At 54.9% G+C, this 14,461-nt stretch carries 10 protein-coding genes and 1 tRNA gene; 6 read left to right on the forward strand and 5 right to left on the reverse strand.

Translation table 11 applies throughout. From position 1 onward, the window contains the following. Positions 1-29: 29 nt before the first annotated feature. Positions 30-1,535: an inorganic phosphate transporter PitA gene (gene pitA / locus RZ35_RS12765; RefSeq protein WP_026743666.1), complete on the reverse strand. Its 1,506-nt coding sequence runs from the start codon at positions 1,533-1,535 to the stop codon at positions 30-32. A 275-nt stretch (positions 1,536-1,810) separates the two neighbouring features. Here pitA and RZ35_RS12770 point away from each other — a divergent pair, with 275 nt between their 5' ends. After that, complete coding sequence (locus tag RZ35_RS12770; protein WP_026743667.1) at positions 1,811-2,998, forward strand: BaiN/RdsA family NAD(P)/FAD-dependent oxidoreductase; 1,188 nt, start codon at positions 1,811-1,813, stop codon at positions 2,996-2,998. 4 nt (positions 2,999-3,002) lie between these two features. On the opposite strand, the gene RZ35_RS12775 is transcribed toward RZ35_RS12770, so the two are convergent. The 4 genes from RZ35_RS12775 to ligB all read right to left on the reverse strand — a co-directional run bounded on the left by RZ35_RS12775 (position 3,003) and on the right by ligB (position 8,156). After that, the gene (locus RZ35_RS12775; RefSeq protein ID WP_026743668.1) at positions 3,003-3,962 is read right to left on the reverse strand and encodes an arsenic resistance protein; all 960 of its coding nucleotides are present in this window, start codon (positions 3,960-3,962) and stop codon (positions 3,003-3,005) included. Between the two features lie 224 nt (positions 3,963-4,186). Beyond that, positions 4,187-4,263: transfer RNA gene (locus RZ35_RS12780), tRNA-Pro, on the reverse strand. Positions 4,264-4,394: 131 nt separating this feature from the next. Then, positions 4,395-6,074 carry a kdo(2)-lipid A phosphoethanolamine 7''-transferase gene (eptB, locus tag RZ35_RS12785; RefSeq protein WP_026743669.1) on the reverse strand — a complete coding sequence of 560 codons (1,680 nt, stop codon included), beginning with the start codon at positions 6,072-6,074 and terminating at the stop codon, positions 4,395-4,397. 378 nt (positions 6,075-6,452) lie between these two features. Continuing rightward, positions 6,453-8,156 (reverse strand): NAD-dependent DNA ligase LigB, encoded by a 1,704-nt coding sequence (gene ligB, locus RZ35_RS12790; protein WP_026743670.1) that lies wholly within the window; start codon positions 8,154-8,156, stop codon positions 6,453-6,455. Positions 8,157-8,479: 323 nt separating this feature from the next. Between ligB and gmk the strand changes: the two genes are divergently transcribed. The 5 genes from gmk (at position 8,480) to recG (ending at position 14,333) form a co-directional block, all read left to right on the forward strand. Continuing rightward, on the forward strand, positions 8,480-9,103 hold the full coding sequence (gene gmk / locus RZ35_RS12795) for a guanylate kinase (protein ID WP_026743671.1): 624 nt from the start codon (positions 8,480-8,482) through the stop codon (positions 9,101-9,103). Between the two features lie 56 nt (positions 9,104-9,159). Next, the gene (rpoZ, locus tag RZ35_RS12800; protein ID WP_026740808.1) at positions 9,160-9,435 is read left to right on the forward strand and encodes a DNA-directed RNA polymerase subunit omega; all 276 of its coding nucleotides are present in this window, start codon (positions 9,160-9,162) and stop codon (positions 9,433-9,435) included. 18 nt (positions 9,436-9,453) lie between these two features. Beyond that, a complete protein-coding gene (gene spoT / locus RZ35_RS12805) occupies positions 9,454-11,553 on the forward strand; it encodes a bifunctional GTP diphosphokinase/guanosine-3',5'-bis pyrophosphate 3'-pyrophosphohydrolase (RefSeq protein WP_026743672.1) in 2,100 nt (699 codons plus the stop codon). Positions 11,554-11,559: 6 nt separating this feature from the next. Beyond that, complete coding sequence (gene trmH / locus RZ35_RS12810; RefSeq protein ID WP_026743673.1) at positions 11,560-12,252, forward strand: tRNA (guanosine(18)-2'-O)-methyltransferase TrmH; 693 nt, start codon at positions 11,560-11,562, stop codon at positions 12,250-12,252. Beyond that, positions 12,252-14,333 (forward strand): ATP-dependent DNA helicase RecG, encoded by a 2,082-nt coding sequence (gene recG, locus RZ35_RS12815; RefSeq protein ID WP_026743674.1) that lies wholly within the window; start codon positions 12,252-12,254, stop codon positions 14,331-14,333. The genes trmH and recG overlap by 1 nt, the downstream gene beginning before the upstream one ends. The last annotated feature ends 128 nt before the right edge of the window (positions 14,334-14,461 follow it).

Raw genomic sequence — 14,461 nt, forward strand, 5'->3', positions numbered from 1 at the left:
ATCGTACGTATTGCTGTTGTCGCGCGGCCTTAAATCAGCTTCAGCGTCAACCAGTACAGCACGCCGGACAGTATCAGCGATACCGGCAGCGTAAAGATCCAGGCCAGCAGGATGCTTTTCACCGTTTTGCTCTGCACGCCGCCGCCATCTACGATCATCGTCCCCGCTACCGCGGAGGAGAGGACATGCGTAGTGGATACCGGCATGCCGGTATAGCTGGCGACCCCGATCGAGAGCGCGGCCGTCACCTGAGCCGAGACGCCCTGAGCATAGGTCATCCCTTTCTTACCGATCTTCTCACCGATAGTAACGGCAACACGTTTCCATCCCACCATGGTTCCGAGAGACAGAGCCAACGCCACGGCGACGATAATCCACAGCGGCGCATACTCTACGGTATGCAGTAAATCGGTACGCAAATTGGTCAGCAGACGTTTGTCTTCGCTGTTCGTTTCAGGCAGCTTGATGATGCGGTCCATGGTGTCGGAAATACACATCAACAGACGGCGAACCTGACCACGGTCATCGCTGGACAACTCGCTGTAGTCTTTCAGGTTATTCAGCAGGCCTAAAGAGTGGTCGATGGCCAGCATGACGCGAGAGCTATCACAATGGAAGTCCGATTTACCCTCGACAGGAATCGTTTTATCCGGTGCGGGCAGCATCGGCGGAGACAGATCAACCACATGCTCCAGCGCTTCGCCGTGAGAATGATAGTAGCCCTGCAGATTCACTATCGCATCGCGAGTTCGGCTAATGTCATAACCCGATGCATTCATGTTCAGCACAAAACCTGCGGGCGCGACGCCGATCAGTACCAGCATAATCAAGCCAATGCCTTTCTGACCATCGTTGGCGCCATGAGAGAAACTGACGCCGACGGCGGAAAGGATCAAAGCGGTACGCGTCCAGAACGGCGGTTTGCGCTTGCCATCCTGTTTCTCACGCTCTGCTGGCGTGAGGTGAACCCGTTTTCTTTTCTTGGTGTTGCTCCAGTAGCGACGCAGCAAGAACACCATGACCCCGGCGATGATCATGCCCACAATCGGAGACAGAATCAGCGACAGAAAAATGCTGACCATCTTTGGAATATTGAGCGCATCGACGACTGACGTATTCGTCAGCAACGCATTGGTCAAACCGATACCGATAATAGAGCCGATCAGAGTATGGGAGCTGGACGCCGGCAGCCCGAAGTACCAGGTACCCAAGTTCCAGATGATCGCAGCCAACAGCATGGAAAAGACCATAGCCAGGCCATGAGCAGAGCTGACGTTCAGCAACAGATCGGTAGGCAATAGGTGGACGATGGCGTAAGCCACGCTTAATCCGCCCAGCAGTACCCCAAGGAAGTTAAATATTCCCGCCATCACCACAGCGAGCTGAGCGCGCATGGCACGAGTATAAATAACGGTAGCAACAGCATTGGCAGTATCGTGAAAGCCGTTAATAGCTTCGTAAAACAATACAAACAGCAAAGCCAAAATCAACATCAGACCGGTGTGGAAATCAATTCCGGCAAATAAATGTAGCATAAGCGTTAGGCCATATAGTGGTCATCAACGCGGCGCATTATCGGCGACAAGCGGGGCTTGGGAAAAGGAAAATCTGACATTATTTTGACTTATTTTAATCCAATCATCCATTGGATAATAATTTATTCGATAAAAATCAGTAAATTGGACCTTATTACGAAATTCTGCAATTTGTAACACTGGTCAGATCACAGGACGAGCACTACAATCTGCCGCCCTGAACGCCAATTCGGCCGCAGGCCGAAACCTGACGAATTGCAGGGGGAGCAAAACAAGTGGAACAGTATGATGTGGTCGTGATTGGCGCAGGCGCGGCAGGGCTATTCTGCGCGGCGCAGGCAGGACAGAAGGGCCTACGGGTGCTGCTGGTGGACAATGGTAAAAAACCGGGCCGCAAGATTTTGATGTCCGGCGGCGGTCGCTGCAATTTCACCAACCTTTACGCAGAGCCTGGCGCTTACCTGTCGCAAAACCCGCACTTCTGCAAGTCCGCCCTGGCGCGCTATACCCAGTGGGACTTTATCGAACTGGTTAACCGCCACGGCATCGCCTATCACGAAAAGACCCTCGGGCAATTGTTCTGCGACGACTCCGCCCAGCAAATCACGGATATGCTGCTGAAGGAGTGTGAACAGGGCCAGGTCACGCTCCGTTTGCGCAGCGAAGTGCTGGACGTGGAAAAGAGCGATGTGTTTACCCTCCGGCTGAACACCGGTGCGATTCAAAGCCCGGAGCTGGTTATCGCCACCGGCGGCCTGTCGATGCCCGGACTCGGCGCCACGCCCTTTGGTTATCAGCTTGCCCAGCAGTTTTCCATCAACGTACTGCCCACCCGCGCGGCGCTGGTGCCCTTCACCCTGCACAAACCACTGCTGGAACAGTTGCAGACGCTGTCCGGCGTCTCTGTGCCGTCTCTGATCGAAGCGGAAAACGGCGTGACCTTTCGCGAGAATATCCTATTCACCCACCGCGGCCTTTCCGGCCCGGCGGTACTTCAGCTTTCCAGCTACTGGCAGCCTGGCGAATTCGTCACCATCAATCTACTGCCCGACCGGGATCTGGCCGCACAGCTTGATGCAGAACGCCTCGCCCATCCCAATCAGAGTCTGAAAAATACGCTGGCGCAGTGGTTGCCCAAGCGTCTGGTGGAGTGTCTTCAGACGTTGGGACAGTTGCCGGATGTCACGCTTAAACAGCTGCAAAAACCACAGCAAACTCAGGTAGAGAACACATTACAGCAATGGCGGGTGCAGCCCAACGGCACAGAAGGCTACCGCACGGCAGAAGTGACGTTGGGCGGAGTCGATACCCACGAACTATCGTCAAAGACGCTGGAAGCCAGCAAGGTGCCTGGACTGTACTTTATCGGCGAAGTCGTGGACGTCACCGGCTGGCTCGGCGGTTACAATTTCCAGTGGGCCTGGAGCTCGGCCTGGGCTTGCGCTCAGGCGCTGGGCAAATAACGACTCACTTGCCTGCGTGAAAGCGCAGACGCGGGGCACAACGAACGTAAATCAGTTCGGCAATCAGCTCGACCAGCGTCTGCGTCACCACCACGACAGGCATCAGCGGTAACGCCCCAGGAACCGACAGCGCCAGCGGCAAAATCACCAGCGAATTTCGTGTCGCAGCGCTAAACATGACGCCCCTTCCCGCCGCCGCATTAAGCTTCAAAAGCCGCGCAACGCCCCAGCCCGCCAGAGGCGCGAGCGCCGAAAACAAAAGGTAAATGGGCAACACCGTCAGCGCGGTGCTTCGCGACTGAGCTAGCTGCGGTACGACAAACGCCGTAATCACCGCCAGCACCAGCGCCGTCGCCGGCACGGGAAGAAATCCAAGCCAGTTCGTCATAACCCGCCCTGCAGAGGTCCTCTTGCTCCAGCGTTGAAAGATCAGAGCCAACAGCAACGGGATTGCAATCATGGTGATAAAAGCATGTAGGAAAGGCTCGATGTTGATGACCTGGGCCGCATCGAATAACAGGCTCAAATAAAGCGGCAACAGCAACATTTGCAACAGCAGCAACAGCGGCGTCGCCGCAAGCAGCAAACGGGAATCCCCCTGCCCCTGCTGACAAAAAGTCACGACGTAGTCGATGCAGGGGCACAACAGTACCATCGCGACTCCATACGCCACCACCGACGGCAGCGGCAATAGCGTCAGCAACAACGCCACCAGCGCAGGTATCGCGACAAAATTGGCGATAAACAAGGCAAGCAGGAAACGCACATGGCGAAAAGCGTTAAACATCTCCCCCAGCGGCAACGATAAAAACGTGACGAACAACATGAATGCCAGGGCCGGGTTGAGCGCCACCACTAGGCCCGACGCCTTCGGCCAGCAAGCAGCAATGACCGCCGCCGCGACCATGGTCGAAAAATAAATTCCCGTTTGCCGTTTTTCCAACACGTCTTTCATCTGGCTCATAAAAAGGCGGACATACTCAATTAAAGAAAACGGCTAGCATCTTGGCAGAAATAGTCGGTGTTGCCTATTGGCGCTCTGAATCCGTGCCAATGTTGCACTGAAATGAGGAGGGACGGCGAAATGAGATAGGTGGCGAAATCTGCGCTAAGGGGAGATAAAAACAAAAAACCCGCGTAGTAAGCGGGTTTTTGGTGAAGACAATCGGGTATCGTCTTCTTTGAATTTGGTCGGTGAGAGAGGATTCGAACCTCCGACCCCTTCGTCCCGAACGAAGTGCGCTACCAAGCTGCGCCACTCACCGAATGCGGGGCGCATATTACTGCGCCCCTGATAACGCGTCAATCCCTTTTTAACAAACGGCCTTGGAGTTGTCGACAAAGCATACAGCGTCATTTTCGTGAACAGGTGTATCCCGCATCTTATTGATTTTAATCAATGAACTGGCTTCGCACACCAGTTGTTGCTCTGATTAATGCCGCCATTAGGAGAGGTATACCCCAGACATCCCAACACCGAGTCGAAGATCTCTTCATGACGCAGAATCTCACCAGCATCCTTTCTGGCCTTCAAATTGGCGAAAGCCCGCTGATGTTCTGGCTCAGCCAGAAACTTGTCGGATGCCCACATCATCACCGGCGACCGAAACTGCTCCGGCGGCGCGACATTACGCGGGGTACCGTGCAGGTGCGAGTTCTCATCGATTGATTCGCCATGATCGGACGAATAGAACACCAACGCTTTTTTATCCCTCATTTGACTAATAACCTGCTCGATAACAGCATCCGTGTAGAGAACGCTGTTATCGAAAGAGTTGATGAGCTGTTCCCGGGTACAGGAGGCATCCACGCTCATACACTCCGGCTGATAGCGGGCGAAGCTACGCGGGTAACGCATCGAATACTGGTAGTGCGACCCTTTAGTATGCAGAACAATCAGGTGTTTACCTTTGGTATAACGTGCCAACGAGGACTTCATCTCATCCACTAACAGCATGTCATCAACCGATTTTCCATCGTTGCGCTTTTCAGAGGCAATCATCTCACGGATGGAGTAGTTATCAGCCCGGATGTTATTGTAGAACCAGACTTCGCTTTGCATAGCGAACAGCTCCGACGAGAATCCCAATCCTTTCATCACGGAAAAAATATTGTGCTCTTTTAGCGTCCGCTGAGGGTTATCTTCCGTCCCGCCTTCTCGTACGAACATACAGCGCATGGACAGTTTGGTCGCGGTATCGCAAGAGCGGCCGCGAAACGCCAGCAAGTTTTTCTCTTTCTCCAACTGCGGTGTCGTGTCCCGCGAGTAGCCTAACAGTCCCAGATGATCCCACCTCGTCGTCTCGCCGATGATAAATACGACGTAGGTATCATCGATATCGTTGGGAGCCTGATAGGTAAAATGTGTGCTGGGGTCAAACAGGGAAGACGCGTCCTGATTTTCATCGTAATGGGCGTAAGCGAACAATCCCAAGGCGGACAGCCAGTTAGAAGGCAGATACGAGNGGGCCACCACGCCGCCATAGCTAGGTAAATCCTGATTAGAGGCTTTCTCCGCGTCAGCATTAACCTTGCCCATGTAATCCATCGGCAGCCAGACCAGCGCAACGATGACCGCCAAACCCAGCGCGGCTCGCAGACGTTTCCCTGACGTTTTCAATTGATCCAGTAACGTATGTTGCAGACGGCTTGTCCAGATGATCGCCAGCGGCGGCAGGCTGACCAGTATCATCCACAGCACGAAATTGACGCCGATCACCTCACGCGAGAGATCGATATCTGTCGTCATCACGGAAGCGATGATGCCGTAGCCGATAACGACATTAAAAAAGGTCATGTAATAACTGGCGGCCACTGAAATTAATGTCAGTAACGATGCCAGAATACGAAAGCATTTTTTTCCGCCCAGAGAAATAAGTCGCATCAGAAAAAAAGTAAACAGAATGCAAGCCAGCAGTTCAGCCACGGCAGAAAGAAAGTGCGTGGCATGCTTGAGGTCGAAAATAGCTACAGAGTCAAAACGGCGGTAATAAACGGATAAATTCAGGAATAAGCCTATATAAAAAGCCAGTATCCAGGAAACTTTGGGTTGGGAAAATGACATCGACACTTTCATTCTTATAATCTGCTCCAGAGGCTCACGTCTGTAAACAGACACCGGAGCCCCCCTCGGAGTTCATTATCTTTGAGGTATAAAACGTAATAAATTCGATGTAGTACAAGCGCTCGACCTGCCGATAGCCGTATCTGACCGCCGAACTATCTGTCTGGCTCACGAAAAGATTAAATTAATTTATCTATTCTGTGGAATAGTCATCTAATTCATTAGTTTTCATGTGTGAATAAACCTTGTGGTCTTATTTTATATATAACGAGAAATAATTCTTTGCGCTTTTGTCAGCAGTATTCACTTTCAATAAAATCATTTATTTGTTATCACGCTAGCTTTTTTATTACTGCCATCGAAATATATCTGACAGGTTGAAATCTCCCGCTATTTAATACCGTACGACTCGATTTGCCGCATCATCGATTGCACCTCTGGATGATGTAAAAACCGACTTATTTTGTGCGCCCGCCGATGACCTACACCGGAAAACTGCTGCCACTCAGCGATGCTGCGTTGCTGAAGCTGAGAAAAAGAGTATCCCGACAGCGCGCCATGAGCCGACTGCGGCAACGGCATCCCCAAGGCCAGAAGCCAACGTGATAGCGGCAGCTGCCGCGTCGACTGGAACTGTTGATGCAGTAGCCCCGCGCGCGTTTCACCGACAGACGCCGCGGTGCTGATCTGGTTTCGTTCCAGAGCCAGCCAGCTAATCAAATCCTTCATCAGATGCGCCTGTATCAATCGTTTCCACATGCCTTCGCGTAATCCTTGTATTGCCAACCCCGCATCGCTGCTTAACCAGACCAAGCGAGCCAGAAATTGCGGCTGACACGCTCTGCTCCATCGGAAACAGGAAAACTCGTCGAACTGCGATGTGTCAGGCGCATCCACCGTCAAACGCTCCATGCTTCGCCACACGACGCCATCGAGCCGGGGTATGCCTTGTCCCGCGAGACTCACGGTCACGCGGTCTCCTGGCAGAACATCCCACCGCCGCCAGCGCGTTACAGAGCCGACATTAACGCTGCGGACCTGCTTATCATCCAGTGTCACCGTTTCCAGCGCCAAAACGGCCCCTATTTTTCCAGTTCGACCCACCGGAAATTCAACGCCCTTGACCTCTGTGACGCGGTGAATCGGCGGATATTTCCAGGCTATCGCCCATTCAGACTCTCCTGGCTGCCAGTAGCGTCCTGCAGGCTCGTCTTCCTGGCGGATCACCACACCATCGGTGACAAACGGNAATGGGGATTGATACCAATGCTCACGCCAGCGTCGAGCCTGTTTCAGCGAGGTGATAGGTTCGGAATAGCGCTCCGTCAACGCAAACCCCATTTCACGCAACGCCGCCAGCCGCTGCGTCATGCTGCGGGGTCCGTCGGGCCACGCCCAGATAAAAACCCCGATATTCGCCAACCGTGGAGAAGGTTGTTTACGCCGCATTTCTCCTGCGACCAACGCCCGGGCATTGAGGCCGCCGAGCTTATTCTGACGATGATTTTCCACCGGAAGAAACAGCTCGCCCTGCAGAACGACACGCTCTGGTATTCCAGTGTTATTGCCCCGCATGAGCCGAATTTGCTGAGGGATGGTTGCGATCTGACGAACCTTCTCCGTCCAATCTTCCCCTTGCCGCCCGTTGCCTCTGCTGACGGCAGAGATCAGGCGGCCTTGCTCGTAAACCAGCGTTACAGCTACACCGTCCACCTTGGGTTGAACCCAAAGATGACGCCGGGCGGCAATCCAATGCCGCAGTTCGCCATCGTCGGAGAGTTTTCTAAGGCCGGTCTGCGCCACCGGGTGAAGCTTTTTTCCCTGATTGGGCAAACGCACCTTGAACACCGCCCCCTGCGTTGGAAAACAGCGCTGCCAGCCAGCCAACATCGTGCGCATCTGGTCATACGCATCATCGGGAACCGGACTTTTGCCCTCGTCGTGATACGCCTTATCCCATTGCGCCAGCTGCTGCCCCAGTCGCTGAATTTCCTGACTGGCCCGCTGGTGAGCCCATTCCGGACAAGCATCGGCAGCCGAAGCCAGTGCCGTCAACAACATCGCCGCTACGCCCAGCCAATATCCATATCGCATAAGTCCCCCCTCGCCTACGTTCAACGCAGCGGCAGTAAAGCATGGAGTCCGACTGCAAACCCAGCGCCGGGGAATACGGTTGCGAGCCGTTTCGCAGACAATTAGCGTCGTTACAGGAAGGCGATAAGAAATTGCGGCGCACTACACAAGGAATAAGCAAAGAAGAGGAAAGGGTTTGAGCGAGGCATAAAGATAAGCCAATTTGTCAAACAAGGCGGGTTCAATACTTACGCTGCGCGACTGACGGCGGCGCGGCATGTATAATGCGGGGAACTGCACGTTCCGCTGCATCAATTCTAACTACTGAATCAGATACATTCATTATGGCTCAAGGCACGTTATATATTGTTTCCGCACCGAGCGGTGCCGGAAAATCCAGTTTGATTACTGCGCTGTTGAAAACGCAGCCGCTGTATGACACACAGGTTTCCATTTCTCATACCACTCGCGATAAACGGCCGGGAGAAAATCACGGCGAGCACTATTATTTCGTGCCGGTTGACGAGTTCAAGCGCATGATTGGGAACAATGAGTTTCTGGAGTATGCCGAGGTTTTCGGTAATTATTACGGAACATCTCGTACCGCCATTGAGCAAGTGCTGTCTACCGGCGTGGATGTATTTCTGGACATAGACTGGCAGGGCGCCAAGCAAATTCGCGAGCGGATGCCCTCCGCACGCAGCATTTTCATCCTGCCGCCCTCTAAAGAAGAGCTTGAACGTCGCCTGCGCGGCCGTGGTCAGGACAGCGAGGAAGTGATTGATCGACGTATGGCGCAGGCGATTGCCGAAATGAGCCACTATGCTGAATACGATTATCTTCTCGTTAACGACGACTTTGATTTGGCGCTGCAGGATTTGAAAACCATCATTCGCGCCGAGCGTCTGCGTTTATCCCGCCAGAAAGTGCGGCATGACGGTTTAATCACCAAACTATTGGCAGACTGACGGCACATTCAGTATCATGCCCAGTCTTTTTTTATTTCCCTGTGGAGTACCTCATTATGGCACGCGTAACTGTTCAAGACGCTGTAGAAAAAATTGGTAACCGTTTTGACCTGGTGTTGGTCGCTGCCCGTCGCGCCCGCCAGATCCAGGTTGGGGGCAAAGATGCTCTGGTTCCTGAAGAAAACGACAAGTACACGGTTATCGCACTGCGTGAGATCGAAGAAGGACTGATCACTTCGCAAATTCTCGACGCCCGTGAACGTCAGGAGCAGCAAGAGCAGGAAGCCGCAGAAATTCAGGCGGTCACCGCAATCGCTGAAGGTCGCCGCTAATAACACCACGAGTCGCCCTTGTATCTGTTTGAAAGCCTTAATCTGCTGATTCAGAGTTACCTGCCCGAAGACCAGATAAAACGTCTCCGGCAGGCTTACCTTGTCGCACGTGATGCTCACGAGGGGCAGACTCGCTCCAGCGGCGAGCCTTACATCACCCATCCAGTCGCCGTAGCCTGCATTTTGGCCGAGATGCGTCTCGACTATGAAACGCTAATGGCGGCGCTACTGCATGATGTGATCGAAGACACGCCCGCCACCTACCAGGATATGGAACAGCTGTTCGGCAAAAGCGTTGCCGAGCTGGTGGAAGGCGTCTCCAAGCTGGATAAGCTGAAGTTTCGCGACAAGAAAGAGGCGCAGGCGGAAAATTTTCGCAAAATGATCATGGCGATGGTGCAAGACATCCGCGTCATCCTGATCAAACTAGCCGACCGCACCCACAACATGCGGACGCTGGGAGCGCTAAGGCCGGATAAGCGCCGACGTATCGCCCGGGAAACATTGGAAATCTACAGCCCTCTGGCCCATCGGCTTGGTATTCATCATCTTAAAACCGAACTGGAAGAGCTGGGGTTTGAAGCGCTCTATCCGAACCGTTACCGCGTCATCAAAGAAGTGGTGAAAGCCGCGCGCGGCAACCGTAAGGAGATGATTCAGAAGATCCTATCTGAAATCGAGGGCCGTTTGCTGGAAGCCGGTATCCCCTGTCGCGTTAGTGGCCGGGAAAAACACCTCTACTCCATCTACTGCAAGATGCACCTGAAAGAACAGCGTTTTCACTCCATTATGGATATATACGCCTTTCGGGTAATCGTCAGCGATTTGGATACCTGCTATCGCGTGCTGGGCCAGGTACACGGCCTGTACAAACCGCGCCCCGGTCGCGTTAAAGACTATATCGCCATCCCGAAAGCCAACGGCTATCAATCTTTGCATACCTCGTTGATCGGCCCGCACGGCGTCCCGGTCGAAGTGCAGATCCGTACGGAAGATATGGATCAAATGGCCGAGATGGGCGTAGCCGCACACTGGGCTTATAAAGAAGGTGAAAGCAGCACGACCGCGCAGGTCCGCGCGCGCCGCTGGATGCAGAGCCTGATGGAGCTGCAGCAAAGCGCAGGCAGTTCATTTGAATTTATCGAAAGCGTGAAGTCGGATTTGTTTCCGGACGAAATGTACGTCTTCACGCCCGAAGGCCGCATTGTGGAACTCCCTTCCGGCGCTACGCCGGNGGACTTCGCCTACGCGGTGCATACCGACATCGGTCACGCCTGCGTGGGCGCACGTGTTGACCGTCAGCCGTATCCGTTGTCTCAAGCGCTGAAAAGTGGTCAGACGGTTGAGATCATCACGGCGCCCGGCGCACGGCCAAACGCCGCCTGGCTGAACTTTGTCGTCAGTTCCAAAGCCCGAGCCAGAATCCGTCAGATGCTGAAGAATCTGAAGCGTGACGATTCCGTCAGCTTGGGGCGTCGTCTGCTGAACCACGCGCTAGGCCACGGACGCAAGCTATCTGAAGTTCCGTCCCCCAATATTCAGCGCGAGCTGGACCGAATGAAGCTCTCTTCGCTGGACGATCTGCTGGCGGAAATCGGCCTTGGCAATGCCATGAGCATCGTGGTGGCCAAAAATCTGCTGGAGGAAGATACCGGATTGAACAGCTCCGGCATCCGTAAGTTACCGATCAAAGGCGCCGACGGCGTGTTGGTGACATTCGCCAAATGCTGCCGCCCCATTCCGGGCGATCCGATCATTGCGCACGTCAGCCCAGGTAAAGGGCTGGTGATCCACCATGAATCCTGCCGCAATATCCGGGGTTACCAGAAAGAACCCGAAAAATTCATGGCGGTGGAATGGGACAAGGTCACTGAGCAGGAGTTCCTGACGGAAATCAAGGTAGACATGCTCAACCATCAGGGCGTTCTGGCCAACCTGACCGCAGCCATCAACACCGCCAATGCCAATATCCAGAGCATCAACACGGAAGAAAAAGACGGCAGAGTGTACAGTGCCTTCATACGCCTGACCACGCGCGACCGTGTCCATCTCGCGAATATTATGCGCAAGATCCGCGTGATGCCGGATGTGATTAAAGTTAACCGTAACCGAAACTAACCTGTTATGACGCCAGAACGCTATACGCGCATCAGAGAGATGCTGAATCACCGCCAGCCCGACTTGACGGTGTGTATGGAGCAGGTCCATAAGCCTCACAATGTTTCCGCCGTTATTCGGACGGCGGACGCCGTAGGCGTTCATCAGGTACACGCCATATGGCCGACCGGTAGCATGAGAACGCTGGTTTCCACTGCCGCTGGCAGCAATAGCTGGGTAAAAGTCAAAACGCATGCCACAATCAAGGACGCCGTCGGACACCTGAAGGCGCAAGGCATGCAGGTTCTTGCCACCCACCTTTCCGACAAAGCTGTTGATTTTCGCGACATCGACTATACGCGGCCCACCTGCATTCTTCTTGGACAGGAAAAAAGCGGCATCTCCGCCGAAGCGCTGGCTTTGGCGGACCAGGACATCATTATTCCGATGACCGGGATGGTCCAATCCCTCAATGTCTCCGTCGCCTCCGCATTAATTCTTTACGAGGCGCAGCGCCAGCGTCAAATGGCCGGGATGTATCAACGTGACGCCAGCCCACTGGACGAAGAAGAGCAACAGCGGCTGTTGTTCGAGGGCGGTTACCCCGTTCTCGCCCGCGTAGCGAAGCGTAAAGGACTTCCACGACCACGCATAGACCAGCAAGGTCAGGTGGTCGCCGACACCCCGTGGTGGGCCGCCATGCAGTCCACGGTGCAATAATGCGCGGGCGCCTGCTGAATACCCAACCGCTGAACACGCTTGTCGGCGTCGGGCCCAGTCAGGCAAATAAATTGGCCCGCATCGGTCTGGAAACGGTGGAAGACCTGCTGTTTCATCTACCGCTGCGCTACGAAGACCGCACTCAGCTTTATCCCATCAACGACCTTCTTCCGGGCATCTACGCGACCGTAGAGGGTGAAATTTTGCGCTGTGACGTCACCTTTGGCCGCCGTCGTATGCTGACCTGCCAGATCAGCGATGGCAGCGGCATGCTCACGCTGCGCTTTTTCAATTTCAACGCCGCCATGAAGAACAGCCTGTCGCCGGGCCAGCGGGTCATCGCTTATGGCGAAATCCGCCGAGGCAAGCTGGGGGCTGAAATTATCCACCCGGAGTATCGGGTTCAGGGCGAAGAAAGCGACGTAGCACTACAGGAAACGCTGACGCCGGTCTATCCCACCACCGACGGCATCCGCCAGGCCACGCTGCGTAAGCTGACCGACCAGGCGCTGAAACTGCTGGACCGCCATCCGATTGATGAACTGCTGCCGCAGGAGCTCAATCACACGATGATTAGCCTGACGGAAGCGCTGCATACGCTTCATCGGCCACCGCCCGACATGCAATTGAGCGAACTGGAGCAGGGTAAACATCCGGCTCAGCAACGCTTGATCATGGAAGAGCTGTTGGCCCACAACCTGAGCATGCTGGCTGCACGTGCCGGCGCCCAGCGCCACCACGCGCTGGCGTTGCCACCCCGCGATACGTTGAAACAACAGTTGCTGTCCGCCCTCCCGTTTTCGCCGACTCGGGCGCAGGAGCGCGTCGTGGCCGAAATCGAACAGGATTTGAATCACCCTTATCCCATGATGCGGCTGGTTCAGGGCGACGTCGGCTCCGGCAAAACGCTGGTGGCGGCTTTGGCCGCATTACGCGCCATTGCTCACGGCAAGCAGGTGGCTCTCATGGCGCCGACCGAACTGTTGGCGGAACAACATGCGCACAACTTCCGTCAATGGTTTGCGCCACTCGGCATCAACGTCGGATGGCTGGCCGGAAAGCAAAAAGGCAAAGCGCGTCAGGCCCAGCAGGAAGCGATCGCCAACGGCGATGTCGGCATGGTGGTCGGTACTCACGCCATTTTCCAGCAGCAGGTCCAATTTAACGGTCTGGCGCTGGTCATTATCGATGAACAGCACCGGTTCGGCGTACATCAGCGGCTTGCCCTGTGGGAAAAAGGCGAGCAGCAAGGATTTCACCCCCACCAGCTGATCATGACCGCGACGCCGATCCCGCGTACGCTGGCAATGACCGCGTACGCCGACCTGGAAACGTCCATCATCGACGAACTACCGCCGGGCAGAACGCCCGTCACTACCGTCGCCATCCCCGACNCCCGCCGTAGCGATATCATCCAGCGTGTCGACAATGCCTGTCAGCAGGAAGGGCGTCAGGCCTACTGGGTGTGTACCCTGATTGAAGAGTCGGACCTTCTGGAGGCGCAGGCGGCGGAAGCTACCTGTCAGGAACTGCGCGAAGCGCTGCCGGCGCTCACTATCGGACTGGTGCACGGACGAATGAAGGCGCAGGAAAAACAACAGGTGATGGAGGCGTTCAAGGCAGGCCAAATTCAGCTGCTCGTCGCTACCACCGTGATTGAAGTCGGGGTCGACGTCCCCAACGCCAGCCTGATGATTATCGAAAACCCGGAACGGCTCGGTTTGGCGCAGCTGCNCCAGCTGCGCGGACGCGTCGGCCGCGGTTCGGTCGCATCCCACTGCGTACTGTTGTACAAATCACCGCTCAGCAAAACCGCCCAGAAGCGGCTGCAGGTTTTACGGGATAGCAACGATGGCTTTGTGATCGCGCAACGCGATCTCGAGATCCGCGGACCGGGTGAGTTGCTTGGCACCCGTCAAACCGGCAGCGCCGAATTCAAAGTCGCCGACCTTCTGCGAGACCAGGCGCTGATCCCACAGGTCCAGCGTCTTGCCCGCCATATCCATGAGCGCTATCCCGAACACGCGCAAGCGCTGATAGAACGCTGGCTGCCGGAAAGCGCGCGCTACACCAACGCCTAAACGCCGGCAGCGATCACGTCCCCCAGATTCCCCACCACGGGCGTACAAGAAGATGAAGTGCGCAACCGTTTGCTTTTGTTAGGCAGATCATTAAAATGCGGTTTTTGTCGTTCTGGAGTGCCAACCGC

The organism is Lonsdalea quercina subsp. quercina (assembly GCF_000688655.1).
In the GTDB taxonomy this organism is placed as follows: Bacteria; Pseudomonadota; Gammaproteobacteria; order Enterobacterales; family Enterobacteriaceae; genus Lonsdalea; species Lonsdalea quercina.